We start from the raw sequence: 19,201 nt of genomic DNA on the forward strand, positions 1-19,201 counted from the left end.
GGGCGGAACGCCGAAGCGCCCCGCCCCCTCTCCTACCGCGAACTCACACCGCCAGCGGGCGCTCCACCGGCAGCGAGGTGTCCGTGGCCAGGTCCAGGGACGACGGCGGCAGCCCGGCCGCCACGACCTCCGCGCCCAGCGCGGCGATCATCGCCCCGTTGTCCGTGCACAGGCGCGGCCGGGGGACCCGGAGTTCGATCCCCGCCTCCTGGCAGCGCTGCTCGGCCAGGGCGCGCAGCGCCGAGTTGGCCGCCACGCCTCCGCTGATCACCAGCGTGCTCACGCCGTGCTCGACGCAGGCGTCCACGGCCTTGCGGGTGAGCACGTCGACCACCGACTCCTGGAAGGCCGCCGCGATGTCGGCCACCACGAGCGGCTCACCGCTGCGGTCGGCGTCCTCCACGTGCCGCGCCACCGCGGTCTTGAGGCCGGAGAAGGAGAAGTCGTAGGTGCCGTCGCCCCACTTGCCGCGCGGGAACCGGATCCCCTTCGGGTTGCCCCGCTGGGCCGCCTTGTCGATGGGCGGGCCGCCGGGGTAGGGCAGCTCCAGCAGCCGGGCCACCTTGTCGTAGGCCTCACCGGCGGCGTCGTCGACCGTGTCGCCCAGCGACACCACGTCCGTGGCCAGGTCGTTGACCAGCAGCAGGGACGTGTGGCCGCCGGAGACCAGCAGCGCGATGGCGGGCTTGGGCAGCGGACCGTGCTCCAACTGGTCCACGGCCACGTGGCCGACCAGGTGGTTCACGCCGTAGAGGGGCTTGCCCAGGGCCATCGCGTAGGCCTTGGCCGCCGACACCCCCACGAGCAGGGCGCCCGCCAGGCCCGGCCCCGCGGTGACCGCGATGGCGTCCACGTCGGCGAGCTTGACCCCGGCGCCGTCGAGCGCCCGGCGGACCGTGGGGGTCATGGCCTCCAGGTGCGCGCGGCTGGCGACCTCGGGGACCACGCCGCCGAAGCGGGCGTGCTGGTCGACGCTGGAGGCCACCTCGTCCCCGAGCAGCTCACAGCCGCGGACCAAACCGACGCCGGTCTCGTCGCAGGACGTCTCGATCCCGAGGATCAACGGTTGGCCGCTCATGATCGCTCCTCCGCCTCGCCGGACCCGGGTCCGGCCGTGGCCACGCGTCGCATGACGATCGCGTCGGCCCCCTTGTAGTATCCGCGCCGCACACCGATCTGCCGGAACCCGAAACGGGCGTAGAGGTCCTGGGCGCGCGGGTTGTCGTCGCGCACCTCCAGGAACATGTGGGTGACGCCGCTCCGCTCGGCCCGCTCCAGGAGCTCGGCCATCAGCGCCCGGCCGATGCCGCGCCCCCACACGTCCCGGGCGACGGCCATGGTCTGTACGTCGCCCTCCGGCGGCACCGTGCGCAGTCCGGCATAGCCGACGAGGGCGTCGCCGGCCTCGGCCACCACGTAGCTGCGCCCCTGCGTACCGAGTTCCTCGCGGAGCATGTTCTCGCTCCAGGCGTCCTCCGGGAAGAGGGCGCGTTCCAGTTCCATGACCGCGGGCACGTCGTCGTCGGTCATGGTGCGCAGGCGCACGGGCTCGCCGGGTTCGGCGTAGGAGCCCGAGGCCGAGACGGTCACTTCACCCACTGGCGCACCTTCTTCGGGCTGCCGGGCTCCACGGCGTCGGGACGGCGCAGGTAGAGCGGTTCGGGCGCGGGCAGTTCCGTGCCCTCGCGCAGGCGCATCAGGGCCAGCTCGGCCATGGCGGCGGCGTCGGGGTAGAGCGGCTCGGGGTCCTGGGCCGCTGAGCCGAGGACCTCCTCGTACATCCGGGCGCCGTGGCCGACCAGGGGCAGGCCCCCGGTGTCGATCTCGGCGGGCCGGTCGACCCGCACCTCGCCCACACGGTGGAGGCGGTCGTCGTAGCGCGCCCAGAACACCTCCTTGCGGCGGGCGTCAGTCATCGCGACGAACGGCTCCGTCCGGCCGGTGGCGAAGGCCAGGGCGTCGAGCGTCGTGACGCCGTGGCAGGGCACGTCGAGGGCATCGGCCAGGGCGTGGCCGGTGGCCAGGCCGACCCGCAGGCCCGTGTAGGGGCCCGGGCCGATGCCGACGGCCACGTGGTCCAGGTCGCCCAGGGTGATCCCGGCCTCCCCGACCAGCCGGTGGACGGTGGGGCTGAGGAGCTCGCCGTGGCGGCGGGCGTCCACGGAGGCCGCGCTCGCGCGCAGGCGGAAGGACCCGTCGGGGCCGCTCTCACCGATCGCGGCGGTCACCGCCGGGGTCGCGGTGTCGAAGGCCAACAGCAGCACGGGGACCGCCTATCCGAGCCCGGGCTGGGCGCCGGGCAGGTCGATGTCGTTCCAGCGCGCGCCGACGGCGCGCAGGTGGACGGTTCGGGTGTCGTCGTGGTGGCGCTCGATGCGGATCTCCAGACGGTCGTCCGCGAGGCCCTCGGCGACGCCCTCGCCCCATTCGACCACGGTGACCGAGTCGGGCTGGGTCATGTCCAGATCGATGTCGTCGATCTCCGCCGGGCCGCCGAGCCGGTAGGCGTCCACGTGGACGAGGTCGGGGCCGCCCACCAGGGAGGGATGGATGCGGGAGATGACGAAGGTCGGGGAGGTGACCGATCCGCGGACGCGCAGGCCCTCGCCCAGGCCCTGGGTCAGCGTGGTCTTGCCCGCGCCGAGAGGCCCGGACAGGATGAGCACGTCGCCGGGCCGGGTCAGGGCGGCGAGGTCGCGGCCGAGCGCGCGCATGGCGTCGTCGGTGGCCGCGGTGAGAGCGGTGACCGCGCCGACGGGGGGCGCGGTGCTGTCGGGCACTACGTCGGTGGACACACCAGGGGTGGTCGCGGTTGCGTCTGTCATCAGGCTCGCAGTGGTCGGTGATGGGTCGGGAGGTGGCTGGGCACAGTGGTCAGGGCGCACCGAAGGTGACCTCTTCACCCAGGTTAGGACGGGTGGAGGGCATCCGTGGCCGGTTCGCGGCACGAGGTCCGGTCCGGTACGTGCGACACCGGGTGCGCGCGCACGCGCGCGGGCCCGGACCGCGCCCCGTCTCAGGCGCCGCCGACGTACTCGCGCGGGACCCGGGAGCCCACCCGTGTGACGATCTCGTACGGGATGGTGTCCAGGGTCTCGGCCCAGTCCTCGGCGGTGGGAACACCGGGATCCGTGCTCGGGTCCCCGAACAGGATCGCGTCGTCCCCCGCGTGGACGGGGTCGTCACCCACATCCACAACGAACTGGTCCATGCAGACTGTTCCCGCGATCGTACGCCTGCGTCCACCGAGGAACACCGGGCCCTTGTTGGTGGCGGCGCGGGGCACGCCGTCGCCGTAGCCGAGGGGCACCAGGGCCAGGGTCGTCTCGCGCTCGGTCACGTACCGGTGCCCGTAGGAGACGCCGCTGTCGGCGGGCACCCGCTTGGCGAGGGCGATGCGGGAGCGCAGGGTCATGGCGGGCCGAATTCCGGGCACTTCATATCCCGGAATAGGGATGAGACCATAACTCGCGATTCCGGCGCGCACGAGGTCGAATCTCGCCTCGGGCAGGGTCAGGAGCGCCGCGGAGTTGGCGATGTGGCGGACCTCGGGGGTGAGTCCGACCTTGTCCGCCCTCTCCAGGGCCTCGTCGAAGGCGGAGAGCTGGCGCGCGATCGAGGGGTGTCCGGGCTCGTCCGCGCAGGCGAAGTGGGACCAGATTCCGCTGACCCGGACGTGTCCGGCGTCCTCGGCGCGCGCTGCGGCCTCCACGAGCTGCGGCCAGTCGGCCGGGCCGACGCCTCCCCGGTTGAGTCCGGTGTCGGCCTTGAGCTGCACGCGCGCGGTGCGGCCGAGGCGCCGCGCGGCCTCGATGACCTCGTCCAGGATCGCGCGGTCGCTCACACCGAGGTCGATGTCGGCCGCGATCGCCGCGGCCAGGGGCTCACCGGGCGGGACGATCCACGCCAGGACGGGCACGGTGAGGCCGGCCTCGCGCAGGGCCAGGGCCTCGTGGACGAAGGCGGTGCCGAGCCAGGTGGCCCCGCCCGCGAGCACGGCGCGCGCGGCCGGGAGCATGCCGTGACCGTAGCCGTCGGCCTTGACCACACCCATCACGGGCGTGCCGCCCGCGCGCTCGCGAAGCAGCCGGGCGTTGTCGGCGATCGCGTCCAGGTCGACGCGAGCATGGGCGAAGTGAGCCATGGGCCCAGTCTTCCACGTGTGGGTTACCACATCGGGGCTACGGGTATGTGGTGTTCGACCGAGTTCGGCGCCGTATCTGGGGGTACCGGCATGAACGAGTTCGGAAGCGAGCATTCCGTACATACGGGAAGCGAGCGATCCGTAAACACGGTGCGACTGTGGTCGGGAGGCCTCGCCACCGCGGTGGTGGCCGTACTGGTGATCTTGGTGGGCACTCTCGTGATCCGTGGGGTCATGGGGATCCCGGTGCTCGCCCCTGAGGAGGCCGGATACTTGGGCGACGTCGGGACCGTCGTCTACGCACTGATGGCGGGTGTGGCGGCACTGCTGGCCACGGCCCTGCTACAGATGCTGCTGCTGTCCGCGCCCCGGCCGCGCGCGTTCTTCGGGTGGATCATAGGACTGGTCACGGCGGTCGCCGCGGTCACTCCCTTCACCCAGGGAGCCGAGCCGGCCAGTCAGATCGCCACGGCCATGATGAACCTGGTCGCCGGAATCGCCATCGCGACGCTGCTCAACAGCGTGGCGAAGACGGCGGTCATCAGAAGCGCGCGCACCGACGGCCGAAGCAGGCGCACGGTCCTGCGTCACGAGGGGATCCTGCCCGGCGTGGAACGGTTGGAGCACCGGGGAGAGACCCCGAAGCCGTAGATCCGCTCGCGCGAAGCGAACGACGACGAAGGGGTGGGGCCGTCACGGCCCCGCCCCTTCGCGCGCGCGGGGCCGGGCCGCGGAAACCGTGCCCGGTCGGGCAGCGGCGCGGGCGGGGCCGGTGCGCCGGTGGGCGGCGGGCCCGGAGCCGGTGCGCGCGGCGGCGCGGGGTCAGCCGCGAGGGCGCGGCGGCGCGATGACCGCAAGCCCGCGAGCCCGCAACACCGCAGGGGACGCGCCCTAACCGTGGTTGACCAGGACGCCCTCGACCATCGCCGAGCGGACGATCCAGTGGTGGCCCTCCGTGTCCCGGAAGTCGAGCAGCCCGAACTCCTCGTGCAGGGAACGCTTGACCCTCTCCAGGGCCTGCTCGCCGCCCCGGTCGTGCGGCCCGTTCAGGTCGTCGGGGTGAAAGACGTGTCTGCGGCCGGATCGCATGTGCAGGATGATTTCCGTACTCATACGCTCCCCCTTCCCTGCCACGAGCCGCGCACCCCCTTCGGCGACCGGCCATCGGCGGACACGACGCCGACCCCGTGACCGGCGCCACACGCCTTCGCCCCCATCCCTCCGTATCCCCCAGAACCCCTGTCACGCTTGGAGCGTCCGACACAATGGACGACGGGACTCTCCATCAGATTCACATGGGGACTCCGGGCGCGACGGCCCCGTCCGCGCCGACGGGAAGAAAAGAGGACCGACCGTGAAGTTCGACTCCGGACCCGTCGAGGACGACGAGTTCGTCCTCTCTCCCTCCACCGCCCCCGGTACGGCCGAGGACGGCCCCGGCGACCTCCCCGGTTCCCTGGCGCCCGACCACCGGCTGCGCCGGACCTTCGACTACGCGCGCGTACGCGCGGGGTTCGACCTGGGACGGGTGCACGGAGCGCTGAACCGGATGCACCACACCATCGAGGTGGCCCACGCCAAGGAGGCGCCGTCCCCCGGCTCCGCCCCCGCCGCCCCGCTCCCCCGCGACGTCTTCCGCCCCGAGGCCTTCCACGCCCGCGCCTCCCGCTGACCGCCTCGCCCCCCCACTCCGACCCCCGAGGAGTTCGTATGTCCGCTTGGGATGTCACGCCCCAGGAAGTCGGATCCGTGCTGTCCACCACCGCCGGCTACATCGGCGAGGAGGGCGGATCCGATGGTCTGCTCGGTGAGATGACCGGCTTGGAGAGCACCATCACCAACCTGAACAGCTATGTGAGCAGCGCCCCCATCTCCGTCTCCCTGGGCGAGTTCGCCGAGCACTACTTCGGTCTCATGGGCGACATGCTCAGCCTGACCGCCAACGCCCTGGAGCGGACCAGCGAGGCGACCACGGCCTACGTCGAGGGCAACAACGAGATGGCCCTGGAGTCCCAGCGCAACGCAGGCGTGGTCCCGCCGCCGCCTCCGCCGCCCACCTACGGTCCCAACCAGCCGGTCTGACCGCCCCCGGCCGCTCCACCCGCTCCAGCTCCCCCGCAGTTCCCTCGCACCACCCAGGCGCCCCCGCGCCGCGCCCCGTGCTCGCCGCCCCTGCCCGCCCCCACACGGAGGGAACCCCGTGCCCCCAGCACCCGAACCGTCTGTATCCAGCAACCCACCGCTCAGCATCGACGAGCAGGTCGGGATGCTGGTCGACAGCGAGGGCAAGATCAGCCCGGCCACGTTCCCGGAGCCCAGCACCTACCCGGGCTCCATCGAGGTCTACGCGTCGAATCTTCGGACCGCGGGAGAAAGGGTCAGCGGCCTGGGCGACGACATCAAGTCCTCGTGGGGCGGACTGACGTCCTGCTACCAGGCCCCCGAAGCCGGGGAGCTCTACTCCGTGCTGGACCCGGTGGCCACCGACGGCGACACCGTCCAGCGGGCGATGAGCCGCGCCGCCACCGCCCTGGACAACTTCGCCGAGGACCTCGGCGCCATCAAGACCCGCTGGTCGAGCTTGCGCACCGAGGCATGGGACCTGCGCGCCCGTATCGCCGAGAAAGGCGACGAATGGCGCGACGAGGAGGGATTCCTCGGGTTCTTCGGCTACGGCGACGCCCCTCTGGTCGAGGAGAACGACGCCCTGATCACCAAGGGCACCCAAATCATCGAGGACTACGTGGAGGCCGAGCGCGTCTGCGCGAACGCCATCAACCTCTTCGTGCCGGACCGCACCAGGTTCCAGAAGGCGAGCTCCGACGGCGAGCTGGACCCGAACGTCTTCTACCACGGCTTCGACCAGGACCTGTCGGAGCTGGCGACCGAGTGGGGCATCGAAGGGGCCGCCACCGACGAGCACTGGTGGGTCGACACCGGCGCCGCTGTGTGGGACTTCGGGGTCGGCGCGGTCGAGGGCCTGGGCGCGGCGGTCGGCGCCCACAGCTCCGAGGGCTGGTTCTCCATGTCGTGGGACGACGCGCTGCTGGAGAACTGGGAGGGCAGCCTCCAGTCGGTGTCGTCCCTGGTGGGCATGTACGACGCCGAGTCCGACAGTTACGGGTGGGCGGGCTGGGGCACCGTCGGCGACGCCTGGACGGAGGCCGCCCACGCGGTGGTCCCGTGGGAGGAATGGGGCGACCGGCCCGGCTACGTGATCGGTACCGCGCTGCTCAACATCGGTGTGGCCGTCGCGGGTGTCGCGCTGACCGCGACCGGTGTCGGCGCCGCCGTCGGCGTCCCCCTGCTGGCCTGGCGCGGCGCGTCCATCCTCAACAAGATGAACGGCAGCCGCCTGGCGGACGTGGACCTGTCCCCGGGCGACTCCCCCTCCCCCATCTCGATCCAGCTCAACCTCCCGAACTTCGCCGGCGGCAACCGGACCCTGTTCGAGTTCGACCTGTCCGGCTTCGGGGGCGTGGACCCCCGGCGTATCCAGGACATGCAGGACGCCCTCGCCCGGTTCGCGGAGCGGAACGACACCCCGGACGGCACCGGCGACTCCGGTGCCCCCACCGGCTCCCGGCCCCGCACGGGTGACGACACCTCCACGACGAACGACAACCGGCGCACGTCCCAGGGTTCCGGCTACACCGTGGAGGACCTCAAGGACGGCATGACCGCCGAGGACCTCCTCGAGTTCAACGCGATCGGGGAACAGCTCGAGCCGGACTTCCGCCGGGCCGACGCCGAGAAGGGCAACGGCGGCAACACCGACGGTAACTGGGAGGGCTCAGGAGACGGGGACGACGGCCGTGAGCTGGAGTACGCCGGCCTCCGCCCGGGCCCGAACCACCTGGAGAACTCCGCGACCCCGGACACGCCGCGCAACCAGCGGGTCGACCTCTCCGACTCGGACCCCGACTTCGACATCCCGGAGGACTTCCGCCCGAGCGGCCCGGACCTGATGGACCGGTCCCCGACCGTCACCAACAGCGTCGACAACGACACCCGGCCGGGCGACTCTCCCACCAACGGCAACGACGGCCCGAACAACTCCCACGCCGACGACCAGGACAACGGTTCGAACACGGTCACCACCGGCAACGGCAACGGCCCCACGGGTTCGGGCTCCGGCCTTCCGGGCTACGGCGACAGCGATCCTGGAAACGGATCGAACAACACCGACAGCCCCGACCAACCCACTCGGGAGCGGGGCGGCGTCGGTGACGAGGCCTGGAACGATAGGAGCCTTGGTGATCGCTATCGGCCGCCGATGGTGGATCCTGAGCGGATCCACACGCTACGTCCCGGTGACAATGGTTACCCGGGACCGAGGTCGGTCTTCAAACCGAAGTGGGGCCTGGAACCGAACTCGATGTACGACCTCGGGCACCGTGGACGGTTCTACACTGACGACAGCGGTGAGATCCGCTTCGTCGACACGCACGCGGGGGTGAAGGGAGACCTCAACCCCGAACTGCGCAATCCGCGACCGAACGCCACCTACGCGGTTGATGTCAACGAACACCCCGGCCACAAGTACTTCTACGAAACCGACGGAAGTCGCCGGACCACCCACGCCCATGGTGATCTTCAGCGGCTCAGCGACGAGGTGGAAGGCGACCGCAAGCGCAGTGAGATCAACGAGGACTACCGTGCTTCCGACCAGGGCGTATCGGGAGGACGGGGGCGTCAAGCCTACAAGCCGATGGCGGAGTACCCCGAGGGCGAATGGGACGGCGGCCACTTCATCGGCACCGGATTCGGCGGCAGTGGTCACCACATCAACCTGCACACACAGCTCAGGTTGCTCAACCAGAAACAAACCGGCGGCGTCCCCGAGACCAATTTCTACGCCTTGGAGGACCACTGGCGTGACCTGCTAGCGAACGATCACCGGGTCGATGTCAGTTTTGACGTGACCTACCCGTCGACCGGTGGGCAGGTGCCAACGGCGGTGAGGGTGAGGTACTCGATCGATGGAGTCGAACAGGAACCCATTCGATACCGAAACGTACCGGCGCCCAGGACCCCTGAGAACGACCCTATGTGGGACGACTTCCAGAACAACTCTGGAAGCGACTAAGAGCGGAGAACCATGGACCCCCAAGAGCAGAGCGAGACGCTCCGAAAGCTCGGCGACCTGATCCTTGACGAGGTGCGGGGACCCTGGACAGAAATCGCCCTGAAGTACCAGGGCTTCATCACACTGACGACGTCTATTATTACCGTCACCAGGGAGGACGGAAACACGGAGAAGGTGGTGCCCCCCAGCACCGTCGACGAGCTAATGGACCAAATCCGGGATGAGATGTATGAGCAGGGAAAGGGAACGTGGTTCTCCGCCCAATATACGATCACCCCGCCCGGCAGATTCAGTGTCGACTTCGACTATGATAACCAGCCCACCTTCCCATTCGAGCCCGACCCCAAGACCTACTACGAGGACATGGCGCATTTCCCACGCGACTTCGAGAACACCCCAGATTGGCTCAAGGACAAGATCCGGACCGCCCTCACGATCATGAAGCAGGAGAAAGATCTGGAGGAATCCGAGGGACGGTCCACCGAGTGACACCGCCCGAGGTATCTGGCACGGCGGATCCGACCTTTGCGGCCATGCGTCACGCCCGTGTAGAAACTCACCATGCCACGAAGCCGGATTCCGACTCGAAGTCGAATCCGACTACCTCCCCAAGCACACCGTCGAACGCACTTGGTACGGCGAATTCGACATCTGATGACCACCGCCATTCCTTTGACGCCTGAAGACCAGAACTCACTCCTCCAGAAAATCGGTGGACATATTCTTGATTCCACCATGCCCTCCTGGGAGAGGATCGAACTTCGCGAGACACATGAAGGCGACGGGACGACTTTCCAAACAACCATGAAAGCAGCAAGGAGCGGAGAACCATAGGCCCCCAAGAGCAGAATGAGGCGCTCCGAGAAATCGGATCCCTCATTCTTGAAAAAGTTCAGGGACCCTGGACTGAGATCAGCTTGAAATACGATGCCCTCATCAGCCTCACCACCTGCCGAACCACGGTAACCAGAGACGAGGGCACCACCGAGAGAATAGACACTTCGAAGGACGTCACGGAGATGATGTTTCGCCTTCGAGACAAGATGCACGAATCCGGCAAGGGAACGTGGTACTCCGCCGAATATACGATCACACCGCCCGGCAGCTTCAACGTCGACTTCGACTACGACAATCCGCCCTCCTTCCCCTTCGAGCCCGACCCGAGGACCTTTTATCAGGACCTCCAGCAGTACCCCCGACGCTTCGAGAACGCGCCCGAGTGGCTCAATGAAAAGATCCGGTCCGCAATCGCAATCATGAAGCAGGAGAAGGAGCAGAAGGGATCCGAGGAAGGCACCACCGGGTGACCTCGATGAACGTGGACTCGTGAGAACCTCTCGCATGACCTACTTCATTCCGTCCCATGATCTCGGTTGCGGTCACGAGAATCTCCTCCCGCGCATACCCGACAAGCGGGCTCGGGTTGGCAAGACAGCCGAGGAACGCCCTGGGTCCATCGACCTCAGGTTGAACTCCCTGTGGTCGGACGCGTGCACCACGTTGGCGGTGGACCGTCGAGCCGCGAACCTGGAGACTTGGGAGGCCTGGACGGCGGCCATGCAGATGTACAACTCGCTGTTCGACATCACCATCCCCGAAGCGGGAACGCCGGTCGAGTTCATGTTCGACCACAAGACCAGGCGCACCACCGCGACCGGGCCTCGATACTCCACGGACGTCGGGGCATGGGACATGGCGTTCTACCTCGCCATCACCTGCCGCGACCAGGAACGGTGGAAGCGACTGTGCCACATCGACGTCGAACTCCTGCGACAGGCCGAACAGAATGGTGGCGCCCAGTACAACGCGTTTACCTATCACTGGGCGGCAGCGCGACAGGCTTACATTCTCCACCGTCCTGAACTGGTCGAGGAACTCACCGCCGCGATGGAACTCTCCGACCCCACACGATCCGAATTCGGCGACCCCGACCACCTCAACAAAGTCGTCTTCCCACAGATGAACACCTTCTTGAAATTCGCCCAGGGCGACTCCGACGCCTTCAACGAATCCCTCGCCAACGGCCTCACACTCTGGCGCGACTATGTGACCTCTGATGAGGAACGCGCTGAGGACGTCAAGAACGTCACGCCGCTGGGCCTCCTCGCCCTGGCCTGCATGGGATACGACCGCAGCCACCACGAAACAGGATTCCAGCTCGAAGTGGAATCCGACTACCTCCCCATACACATCGTCGAACGCACCTGGTACGGCGAATTCGACATCTGAGGGGCCATGTGACGGCGGCCCTGGCCCCGCTCCCCTGACCGCTCGGCCGGGCACGACCCAGTAGCGTACGAACCGCCCCGCTCCCCCGTGAAAGAGCCCCCCGTGAGCCATGACGTGATCGCCCTTCTGGCCGAGAGCCCCCACCGGCGTTCGCTCCTGGACGCCCTGGCCGAGGCCGGGCCGAAGCTGCGGGTCCGACTGGTCGCCGAGGGGACGGTGATCGAGCTGCGCGACGACTCCGGCCGCCTCGTGCTGGCCGTGCAGGCCGCACAGCGGCTGGCGGTCTCCTCCGAGGCCGACCGGCTCCTGACGGACGGGGTGAGCGACGACCTTCCCGCCCAGCCCTACTGGGTGGAGGCACGGGGCGCCGAGCTCGACGACACCGACACCGCCGGGATGGCCCGCCGGTTCGCCCGCCACCTGGTCGAGCGGCACGGCGGCACACTCTGGGAGCCCCAGCCCAGGCTCGCCCGCGACGACGAACACCTCCAGGGCGTCACCGACCACCCCGCGGTGAGCGCCGTGACCGGGAAGAACGCCGTCGTGGTACAGGACCGCCCGGTGGTGCCGCTGTCGAGCTGGATCGTGGACGCCCTCGCCGTGCACGGACGCGAAGGGCTCGGCCTCCAGGTGGTCACCCCGTCCACGAGCGTCCTCACGCACGCGTTGCGCTCGTTCCTGGGCAAGCGCGCCGCGACCTGGGTCGTGCGGGCGCCCGACGGCCGCTACTACGACGGCTTCAACGGCCTGCCGCTGGTGTGGGCGGACGACACCGGCTTCGTGCCCGACCCCGGCCTCGACCCGAGGGACGGCCCGAACACGGCCTTTCACGTCTCACCCGACGACGAACCGACCGTGCTCCTGCACGTGGATCTCCAGATCGACCATCCGGTCAGCGGTGACCTGGTGCTCGGCGGTGTCGTGGCGGACCTGGCCGCGCACGTGGCCGGGGCGCCTCCGTCGGTCTGGGGGACCTCCGAACCCCTCATCCGCCCCTGGGACCCCGCCCGGATCACCCAGACCGCCCGGCGGCGCGCCCCCGGGGCCACCTGGTTGGCCTTCTCCGGTCAGCCCGACGGCGGCGCGGACGCCGGCGCCCTGCCCTTCGCCGGGACCCTGCGGGTCTCGCGCGTGCCCTCGGGTGTGCGCGAGCACGTCCTGCTCACGGTGGCCCACCGTCCCGGCGAGGAGCCGGACACGCAGGCGCTCACCCCGTTGCTGCGCGACCTGGCGACCCAGGGCGGCCTGCGCACCATGACCGTGCACCGCGCGCTCGGCCGCGCCGACCTCACGACGCCGCCGCGCTGGTCCGGGGTGCCCGTGCCCGTGGGTCTGGCCGTGGGCGCCGAGGGGGTCCTGGAGACGGGCCTGGACAGGGCGCTCCAGGCACCGGTGGAGGGCGTGGCGGTCGGTCCGCGCATGACCCCGGTGGTCTGGTACCGCGTCGGCGACGGCACGGAACCGGACTCCTGGGACCGGTTCCAGGCCCTCAGGGAGCACCTCAGGCCCCGTTGAGCCCCCCCTGACCCCGCCACAAGCCCTCTAACTCCGCCACACGGCCGCTGAGCTCGCTGAGCTCGCTAGGCCCGGTTGACCAGGGTGTCGGCGTGCTCGGGGCTCAGGCAGTGCTCGATGACCGTCACGGCCGCGCCGATGACGCCCGCGCTCTCGCCCGCCGCGGAGGAGACGATGCTCAGGTGCTCGGTGGCCAGGGGCAGGGAGCGCTGGTAGATGATCTCGCGGACCCCGGCGAGCAGGTGGTCGCCGGCCAGCGCCAGCGCGCCGCCGATGACGATGACCGACGGGTTGAACATGTTGACCGACGCGGCCAGCACCTCGCCGACGTCGCGACCCGCCTGGCGCAGGGCGCGCAGGGCCGGGACCGACCCGTTGCGTGAGAGCTCCACGACGTCGCGGGCGCCGCCTGCAGGGACCCCCTCGCGGGTCAGCGCCTCGGCGATGGCCGAGCCGCTGGCCACGGCCTCCAGGCATCCGGTGTTGCCGCAGCGGCACTGGCGCCCCGCACCACTGGGCACGTGGATGTGCCCCATGTCCCCGGCCGCGCCCTGGGCGCCCCGGTAGACCCGGCCCTCACTGACGATGCCGCAGCCGATGCCGGTCGCGACCTTGACGAACATCAGGTGGCTGGCGGTGGGCCAGGCGACGTGGTGCTCGCCGACCGCCATGATGTTGACGTCGTTGTCCACCAGGACGGGGACGGGCAGGCGCGCGCCCACGTAGCCGGGCACGTCGAAGCTGTCCCATCCGGGCATGATCGGCGGGTTGACCGCGCGGCCGGTGGAGTACTGGACCGGCCCGGGCAGGCCGATACCCACCCCCAGCAGGTCGTGGATCTCGCGGCCGGCGCCGTCGAGCAGGGCCCACCCCCGCTCGACCACCTGGTCCAGCACGATTTCGGGGCCCAGCGCGATGTCCAGGTCGGCGCGGTCCTCGGCCAGGACCGTCCCCGACATGTCGGTCAGGGCCATGCGCGCGTGGGTGGCGCCGAGGTCGGCGGCCACGACCACGCGGGCGTCGGGTCGGAACGAGAAGGTCGTGGGCGGGCGTCCCCCGGTCGAGGCGGCCTCGCCCGCGGGTCCGATGAGCCCGCTGGCCAACAGGGCGTCCACGCGCTGGGTGACCGTGGAACGCGCCAGGCCGGTCACGGTCGCCAGCTCCGAACGGGTCCGCGGTCTGCCGTCGCGCAGTATCCGCAGCAGTGTCCCCGCCCCCGCGGCCGTCGCGCGCAACTCCGTCAAACCCCTGCCCCCTGAGCCCGTCAGCACCTCTTCCGTCATGAAACCAGTCAAGCACAGGATGCCGGACGAGGTTCGAGCGAGCCTAACGTGTTCTCGTCCGACAACTTATGCTTGACTATCGACATAAGTCCGGCGTACGGTTCCGACATGTCAGTGAGTAAGGTCACAAGCCTGGGTGAAGCGGACGATCCCGGCCCCCTCGCCCCCCTGGTCTACCGCGCGGCGGTGATCGGCACCGGTTTCATGGGACGGGTCCACACCCACGCCGTCCGCGCCGGCGGCGGCCGGGTCGTGGGCGTGGCCGGCTCCTCCCAGGACAAGGCCGAGCGCTTCCGCACCGCCCACGGCCTGGACCGCGCCGTCGGCCACGCCCTCGATCTCATCCACGACCCCGACGTGGACGTCGTCCACGTCTGCACCCCCAACCACCTGCACGCCCCGCTGAGCCTGGCCGCGCTGGCGGCGGGCAAGCACGTCGTGTGCGAGAAGCCCCTGGCCACCGACGCCGCTACGGCACGCAGCCTGGTCGAGGCCGCCGAGGAGGCCGAACGCGTCGCGGTCGTGCCCTTCGCCTACCGCTTCCACCCCATGGCCCGCGAGGCCCGCGCACGGGTCGCGGCCGGCGACATCGGACGCGTCAGCCTGGCGCACGGCGGCTACCTCCAGGACTGGCTGCTCTCCCCCGAGGACGACAACTGGCGGGTGGACCCCGAACTGGGCGGCCCCTCCCGGGCGTTCGGCGACATCGGCTCGCACTGGTGCGACATGCTGGAGTTCGTCACCGGCGACCGCATCACCGCGGTCAGCGCCCAGACCTCCCGCGTCAACGACACCCGCGGCAGCGCGTCCCGGCCGGTCACCACCGAGGACCTGGTCGCCTTCCAGTTCTCCACCCGCGGCGGCGCGATCGGCAGCGCCGTGATCAGCCAGGTCTCCGCCGGCCGCAAGAACCGGCTGCTGCTGGAGGTGTCCGGGAGCGAGGGCTCGCTCGTCTTCGACCAGGAGCGCCCCGAGACCCTGTGGTCCGGTTCCCGCGGCCGCACCGCGCTCATCTCGCGCGACGACCCCGCCCTCAGCGCCGACGCCGCCCGACTGGTCACGGTGCCGGTCGGCCACCCCCAGGGCTACCAGGACTGCTTCAACGCCCTGGTGGCCGACACCGCCGCGGCCATCGCCGGGCACGCGCCCGAGGGGCTGCCCCGCTTCGCCGACGGCCTGCGCGCCGCCGTGCTGGCCGAGGCCGTGCTGGAGTCGGCCCGCGAGCGCCGCTGGGTCGACGTCCCGGGGGTGGACGAGGCATGACCGGCGAACCCCTGCTGAGGATGCGCGCCATCACCAAGTCCTTCCTCGGTGTGCGCGTCCTGCACGGCGTCGACCTGGACCTGCGCGCCGGTGAGGTGCACGCCCTCGTCGGCGAGAACGGGGCCGGCAAGTCGACCCTGATGAAGGTCCTGGCCGGGGTGCACCGCCCCGACGGGGGCACCATCGAACTCGACGGCGAACAGGTCGCCTTCGAGCACCCCGTGCGGGCGCAGCGGGCGGGGGTCGCCACGGTCTTCCAGGAGTTCAACCTCCTGCCCGAGCGCACCGTCGCCGAGAACGTCTTCCTGGGCCGCGAGCCCCTGCGCCGCGGCCTCGTGGACGGCCGGGCGATGGAGCGCGCCACCGCCGCGCTCCTGGCCGACCTCGGGCTGGAGGGCATCGCCCCGTGGCGCAAGGTGCGGTCGCTGTCGGTGGCCGAGCAGCAGATCGTGGAGATCGTCAAGGCGCTCTCGCAGGACGCCCGCGTCATCTCCATGGACGAGCCGACCGCCGCGCTGGCCGACCACGAGGTGGAGGTGCTCTACGGGATCATCGCCCGGCTGCGCGAGCGCGGCGTGGCCGTCCTCTACGTCTCGCACCGGCTCAAGGAGATCTTCGACCTCGCCGCGACCATCACCGTCCTCAAGGACGGCGACCTGGTCGGCACCTGGCCCGTCCAGGAGATCGGGCCCGCCGAGCTGGTCCGCCAGATGGTCGGCCGCCCCGTCTCCGCGGTCTTCCCCGAACCCCTGGAGCCGCGCGGCGAGCAGGTCGGACGCGTCCGGCTGTCGGTGTCCGGGGGCGGCAACACCCAGGTGGACGACATCGGGTTCGAGGTCCGCGGCGGAGAGATCCTCGGCCTGGGCGGGCTCCAGGGCAGCGGCCGCACCGAGATCGCGCACGCCCTGTTCGGAATCGCGCGGTTCACCCGCGGCGAGGTGCGCGTGGACGGGCGGGTCGTGAACCCGCGCTCCCCGCGCCAGGCCGTGCGCGCGGGCCTGGTCCTGGTCACCGAGGACCGCAAGGCCCAGGGCCTGGCCCTGCACCAGTCGGTGCTGGCCAACGGGCGCCTGGTGCTGGACGCCGTCTTCCCCTTCGGTTCGGCGGCGCGCGCCCGCCGGCTGCCCGGCGTGCTGTCCTCGCTGGAGCTGGTCGCCCGCGGCGGCCACGGCCAGGAGGTCCAGTACCTGTCCGGCGGCAACCAGCAAAAGGTCGTGCTGGCCAAGTGGCTGGCGGCCGAACCCGGCGTCATCGTGCTGGACGAGCCCACCCGCGGTATCGACGTGGGCGCCAAACAGGCCGTCTACCGGCTCATGCGCGAACTGGCCGCCGACGGCGTGGCCATCGTGCTGATCACGTCAGAACTACCCGAGCTCATCGGCATGGCCGACCGACTGGTCGTGCTCGACGACGGCCGCGTCGCGGGCGAACTGCCCGGCGACGCCGACGAGGAGGCCGTGATGGCCCTGGCCACCGGTTCCGCACGCCACGAGGAGGCGGCGTCGTGACACCCCTGCGGACCACCGTGCGGAGCCTGGGATCACGGCTCGGCACCACCGGCCTGGTCTACGCCGCCCTGGTCGTGCTGCTGGCGGTCAGCGCCGCCTTCCTGGCCGCCCGCGGCGCCACCCTGTTCACCACCGCCAACACCGTCGACCTGTTCACCCGCAGCAGCCTGCTCGGCTTCCTGGCCATCGGCCAGACGCTGGTCATCCTCTGCCGTTCGCTCGACCTGTCGGTCGGCCACGTCGCCGCGCTCTCGGCGCTGGTGGCCGCCACCACGATGGACGGCGACCCCTCGCGCATCCTGCTCGGGGCGACCGCCGCCCTGGTCGTGTCGGGCCTGGTCGGCCTGGCCAACGGGCTCATCGTCACCGGACTGCGCGTCAACCCGTTCATCACGACCCTGGGGACCGCGCTGGTCATCCAGGGCTACCTGGACACGACCTTCCAGGGGCCGGCCGGGTCGGTGCCCGCCGCCTTCCAGGCCTTCGGCTACACCCGCATCGGCGTGCTGCCGGTCTCCACGCTCATCATGCTCGGCCTGGCGGTGGCGGCCGTGGTGTTCCTGCACCGCACCCGCATGGGCTACCACATGTACGCCGTGGGCGGCGACGCCGAGGTCGCCCGCCTGTCGGGTGTGCGAGCCGGGGTTCCGGTGGTCACCGCCCACGTCCTGTGCTCGATCACCGCCGGAGTGGCCGGTCTGCTGCTGGCCGCGCGGTTCGGCACCGGCAACCCGCAGGTGTACGCCAACGGCTACGAGCTGGAGGCCATCGCCGCGGTCGTGCTGGGCGGCACCTACCTGCTCGGCGGACGCGGCGGCGTGGCCGGAACGATCGCGGGCGTGTTCGTGCTGGCCACGCTCGACACCGTGTTCAACGTGCTCGCGGTCGACCCGTTCGTCAAGGACGTCCTGCGCGGCGCGGTCCTGGTCGCCGCGGTGGCCGTCTACGCCCGCGGACAGCACGCCCGCGCGGCCACACGCGTGCGGTTCCCGTCCTCGAAGCCGCCGGCTCCACCACCGCCCGCCACACCCCCGTCTCCGGAGACCGCGCCCCTGGAAGGCCGCCGATGACCGCTCCCGCCTCCCCGAGTCCCTCCGCTCCGCCGCCCGCCCCGAAGGCGGACGCGCCGCGCCGCGGCCCCCTGGGCGCGTTGTCCTCGCTGCCCAGGGGCGGCACGGCGACGGTCGCGCTGCTCCTGCTGCTGATCTTCGTCGTCATCGCCACGCAGAACCCGTCGTTCTTCGAGGGACCGCCGCTGATGGGGTTCGGCAAGAAGGCCGCCCCGCTGGTGATCCTCGCGGTCGGCCAGTACCTGGTGATCGTCTCCGGCGAGTTCGACCTGTCGGTCGGCTCCCTCGTGGGCGCGCAGGTCGTGGTCGCGGCCCGGCTCATCGACGGCGACGAGGCGATGACCTGGCCGGTCCTGGGGCTCATGGTGGTCTTCGGTCTGGTCGTGGGCCTGGTGAACGGGTTGGTCACCACCCTGCTGAAGGTGCCCTCGATCATCACGACCCTCGGCACGATGCTCATCCTCTTCGGCGCCGTGCGCTACTGGACCGGCGGCGCCCCCACGGGCGCGCTCTCGGACGCCTTCCGCGTCCCCGGCCGGAACGGGATCGAGAACGTCCCCGTGCTGCACCAGATCCCGTGGGCGCTGCTGATCGCGGCGGCCGTCGTGGTGGCCGGCGTGCTGGTGATGCGCTCCCCGTACGGACGCACGCTGATGGCGACCGGGGACAACGACACCGCCGCCGCGTTCTCGGGCGTGCGGGTGTGGTCGGTGCGCACGCTGGCCTTCATGGCCTCGTCCCTGCTGGCCACGCTCGCCGCGGTGCTCATCGGCGGCTACGCCGGTGTGACCGCCCAGGTCGGCCAGGGGCTGGAGTTCACCGCCATCACCGCCGTGGTCCTGGGCGGCGTGGTCCTGGGCGGCGGACGCGGCACCGTGCTGGCCGCTGCGCTCGGCGCCCTCACCGTGGAGGCGCTCTTCACCCTCTTCAACCAGCTGTACCTGCCCTCGACGATCCAGCCGGCGGCGCAGGGACTCATCATCATCGCCGCGGTGGCCTACGCCTCGCGCCGCGGCGAGCTTCGACTGCCCGGACGCCCCCTGCGGCGACCGGACCACCCGACCGGGCACTCGCCCGGCTCTTCGAGGAGGTAACACACC

19 protein-coding genes are annotated in these 19,201 nt (G+C 70.7%); 12 read left to right on the forward strand and 7 right to left on the reverse strand.

The annotated features are described in order from the left end of the window. Nucleotides 1-43: 43 nt before the first annotated feature. The 5 genes from tsaD to alr form a co-directional block, all read right to left on the reverse strand. Nucleotides 44-1,078 carry a tRNA (adenosine(37)-N6)-threonylcarbamoyltransferase complex transferase subunit TsaD gene (gene tsaD / locus DFP74_RS06230; RefSeq protein WP_121180829.1) on the reverse strand — a complete coding sequence of 345 codons (1,035 nt, stop codon included), beginning with the start codon at nt 1,076-1,078 and terminating at the stop codon, nt 44-46. Then, nucleotides 1,075-1,530, reverse strand: a complete 456-nt coding sequence (rimI, locus tag DFP74_RS06235; protein WP_121188069.1) for a ribosomal protein S18-alanine N-acetyltransferase — start codon at nt 1,528-1,530, stop codon at nt 1,075-1,077. The genes tsaD and rimI overlap by 4 nt, the downstream gene beginning before the upstream one ends. Before the next feature lie 56 nt (nt 1,531-1,586). Further along, complete coding sequence (gene tsaB / locus DFP74_RS06240; protein ID WP_121180830.1) at nt 1,587-2,264, reverse strand: tRNA (adenosine(37)-N6)-threonylcarbamoyltransferase complex dimerization subunit type 1 TsaB; 678 nt, start codon at nt 2,262-2,264, stop codon at nt 1,587-1,589. Between the two features lie 9 nt (nt 2,265-2,273). After that, complete coding sequence (gene tsaE / locus DFP74_RS06245) at nt 2,274-2,825, reverse strand: tRNA (adenosine(37)-N6)-threonylcarbamoyltransferase complex ATPase subunit type 1 TsaE (RefSeq protein WP_199725503.1); 552 nt, start codon at nt 2,823-2,825, stop codon at nt 2,274-2,276. Between the two features lie 191 nt (nt 2,826-3,016). Further along, on the reverse strand, nt 3,017-4,144 hold the full coding sequence (gene alr, locus DFP74_RS06250; protein WP_121180831.1) for an alanine racemase: 1,128 nt from the start codon (nt 4,142-4,144) through the stop codon (nt 3,017-3,019). 90 nt (nt 4,145-4,234) lie between these two features. On the opposite strand from alr, the gene DFP74_RS06255 reads away from it, so the two are divergent. Then, nucleotides 4,235-4,795 (forward strand): DUF6069 family protein, encoded by a 561-nt coding sequence (locus DFP74_RS06255; RefSeq protein WP_121180832.1) that lies wholly within the window; start codon nt 4,235-4,237, stop codon nt 4,793-4,795. A gap of 240 nt (nt 4,796-5,035) precedes the next feature. Here the strand turns inward: DFP74_RS06255 and DFP74_RS06260 are convergent, their stop codons facing one another. Beyond that, nucleotides 5,036-5,257, reverse strand: coding sequence for a hypothetical protein (locus tag DFP74_RS06260; protein ID WP_121180833.1), 222 nt, complete (start codon nt 5,255-5,257; stop codon nt 5,036-5,038). Between the two features lie 241 nt (nt 5,258-5,498). On the opposite strand from DFP74_RS06260, the gene DFP74_RS06265 reads away from it, so the two are divergent. The 7 genes from DFP74_RS06265 to DFP74_RS06295 all read left to right on the forward strand — a co-directional run bounded on the left by DFP74_RS06265 (nt 5,499) and on the right by DFP74_RS06295 (nt 12,977). Continuing rightward, on the forward strand, nt 5,499-5,816 hold the full coding sequence (locus tag DFP74_RS06265) for a hypothetical protein (protein ID WP_121180834.1): 318 nt from the start codon (nt 5,499-5,501) through the stop codon (nt 5,814-5,816). Nucleotides 5,817-5,854: 38 nt separating this feature from the next. Further along, complete coding sequence (locus DFP74_RS06270) at nt 5,855-6,226, forward strand: DUF6507 family protein (RefSeq protein ID WP_121180835.1); 372 nt, start codon at nt 5,855-5,857, stop codon at nt 6,224-6,226. Between the two features lie 118 nt (nt 6,227-6,344). Next, nucleotides 6,345-9,233 carry a DNA/RNA non-specific endonuclease gene (locus tag DFP74_RS06275; RefSeq protein WP_147453823.1) on the forward strand — a complete coding sequence of 963 codons (2,889 nt, stop codon included), beginning with the start codon at nt 6,345-6,347 and terminating at the stop codon, nt 9,231-9,233. A 12-nt stretch (nt 9,234-9,245) separates the two neighbouring features. Further along, entirely contained in the window at nt 9,246-9,722 is a 477-nt protein-coding gene (locus tag DFP74_RS34195) for an immunity protein YezG family protein (protein ID WP_233570828.1), read from the forward strand. Nucleotides 9,723-10,150: 428 nt separating this feature from the next. Beyond that, on the forward strand, nt 10,151-10,540 hold the full coding sequence (locus DFP74_RS06285) for an immunity protein YezG family protein (protein WP_233570829.1): 390 nt from the start codon (nt 10,151-10,153) through the stop codon (nt 10,538-10,540). Nucleotides 10,541-10,574: 34 nt separating this feature from the next. Beyond that, nucleotides 10,575-11,462 carry an immunity 49 family protein gene (locus tag DFP74_RS06290; RefSeq protein ID WP_121180837.1) on the forward strand — a complete coding sequence of 296 codons (888 nt, stop codon included), beginning with the start codon at nt 10,575-10,577 and terminating at the stop codon, nt 11,460-11,462. Between the two features lie 102 nt (nt 11,463-11,564). Next, nucleotides 11,565-12,977 (forward strand): DUF6177 family protein, encoded by a 1,413-nt coding sequence (locus tag DFP74_RS06295; RefSeq protein ID WP_121180838.1) that lies wholly within the window; start codon nt 11,565-11,567, stop codon nt 12,975-12,977. Nucleotides 12,978-13,042: 65 nt separating this feature from the next. Here DFP74_RS06295 and DFP74_RS06300 read toward each other — a convergent pair whose 3' ends face one another. After that, nucleotides 13,043-14,260: an ROK family transcriptional regulator gene (locus DFP74_RS06300; RefSeq protein ID WP_121180839.1), complete on the reverse strand. Its 1,218-nt coding sequence runs from the start codon at nt 14,258-14,260 to the stop codon at nt 13,043-13,045. 114 nt (nt 14,261-14,374) lie between these two features. Here DFP74_RS06300 and DFP74_RS06305 point away from each other — a divergent pair, with 114 nt between their 5' ends. The 4 genes from DFP74_RS06305 to DFP74_RS06320 are packed head-to-tail and all read left to right on the forward strand — an operon-like array spanning nt 14,375 to nt 19,195. Beyond that, a complete protein-coding gene (locus tag DFP74_RS06305) occupies nt 14,375-15,523 on the forward strand; it encodes a Gfo/Idh/MocA family protein (protein WP_121180840.1) in 1,149 nt (382 codons plus the stop codon). Continuing rightward, complete coding sequence (locus DFP74_RS06310) at nt 15,520-17,031, forward strand: sugar ABC transporter ATP-binding protein (RefSeq protein ID WP_121180841.1); 1,512 nt, start codon at nt 15,520-15,522, stop codon at nt 17,029-17,031. The genes DFP74_RS06305 and DFP74_RS06310 overlap by 4 nt, the downstream gene beginning before the upstream one ends. Beyond that, complete coding sequence (locus tag DFP74_RS06315; RefSeq protein ID WP_121180842.1) at nt 17,028-18,101, forward strand: ABC transporter permease; 1,074 nt, start codon at nt 17,028-17,030, stop codon at nt 18,099-18,101. Before DFP74_RS06310 ends, DFP74_RS06315 begins: the two co-directional genes overlap by 4 nt. Then, nucleotides 18,098-19,195, forward strand: coding sequence for an ABC transporter permease (locus DFP74_RS06320; RefSeq protein ID WP_121180843.1), 1,098 nt, complete (start codon nt 18,098-18,100; stop codon nt 19,193-19,195). Before DFP74_RS06315 ends, DFP74_RS06320 begins: the two co-directional genes overlap by 4 nt. The last annotated feature ends 6 nt before the right edge of the window (nt 19,196-19,201 follow it).

This window comes from Nocardiopsis sp. Huas11 (genome assembly GCF_003634495.1).
GTDB lineage: Bacteria > Actinomycetota > Actinomycetes > Streptosporangiales > Streptosporangiaceae > Nocardiopsis.

Excerpts from the sequence above, each read along its gene's own strand:
- DFP74_RS06270 (WP_121180835.1), top strand. The coding sequence starts at position 5,855 with ATGTCCGCTTGGGATGTCACGCCCCAGGAAGTCGGATCCGTGCTGTCC.
- tsaD (WP_121180829.1), bottom strand. The coding sequence starts at position 1,078 with ATGAGCGGCCAACCGTTGATCCTCGGGATCGAGACGTCCTGCGACGAG.
- DFP74_RS34195 (WP_233570828.1), top strand. The coding sequence starts at position 9,246 with ATGGACCCCCAAGAGCAGAGCGAGACGCTCCGAAAGCTCGGCGACCTG.
- rimI (WP_121188069.1), bottom strand. The coding sequence starts at position 1,530 with ATGACCGACGACGACGTGCCCGCGGTCATGGAACTGGAACGCGCCCTC.
- DFP74_RS06260 (WP_121180833.1), bottom strand. The coding sequence starts at position 5,257 with ATGAGTACGGAAATCATCCTGCACATGCGATCCGGCCGCAGACACGTC.
- DFP74_RS06290 (WP_121180837.1), top strand. The coding sequence starts at position 10,575 with ATGACCTACTTCATTCCGTCCCATGATCTCGGTTGCGGTCACGAGAAT.
- DFP74_RS06310 (WP_121180841.1), top strand. The coding sequence starts at position 15,520 with ATGACCGGCGAACCCCTGCTGAGGATGCGCGCCATCACCAAGTCCTTC.
- tsaE (WP_199725503.1), bottom strand. The coding sequence starts at position 2,825 with ATGACAGACGCAACCGCGACCACCCCTGGTGTGTCCACCGACGTAGTG.
- DFP74_RS06320 (WP_121180843.1), top strand. The coding sequence starts at position 18,098 with ATGACCGCTCCCGCCTCCCCGAGTCCCTCCGCTCCGCCGCCCGCCCCG.
- DFP74_RS06300 (WP_121180839.1), bottom strand. The coding sequence starts at position 14,260 with ATGACGGAAGAGGTGCTGACGGGCTCAGGGGGCAGGGGTTTGACGGAG.
- DFP74_RS06255 (WP_121180832.1), top strand. The coding sequence starts at position 4,235 with ATGAACGAGTTCGGAAGCGAGCATTCCGTACATACGGGAAGCGAGCGA.
- alr (WP_121180831.1), bottom strand. The coding sequence starts at position 4,144 with ATGGCTCACTTCGCCCATGCTCGCGTCGACCTGGACGCGATCGCCGAC.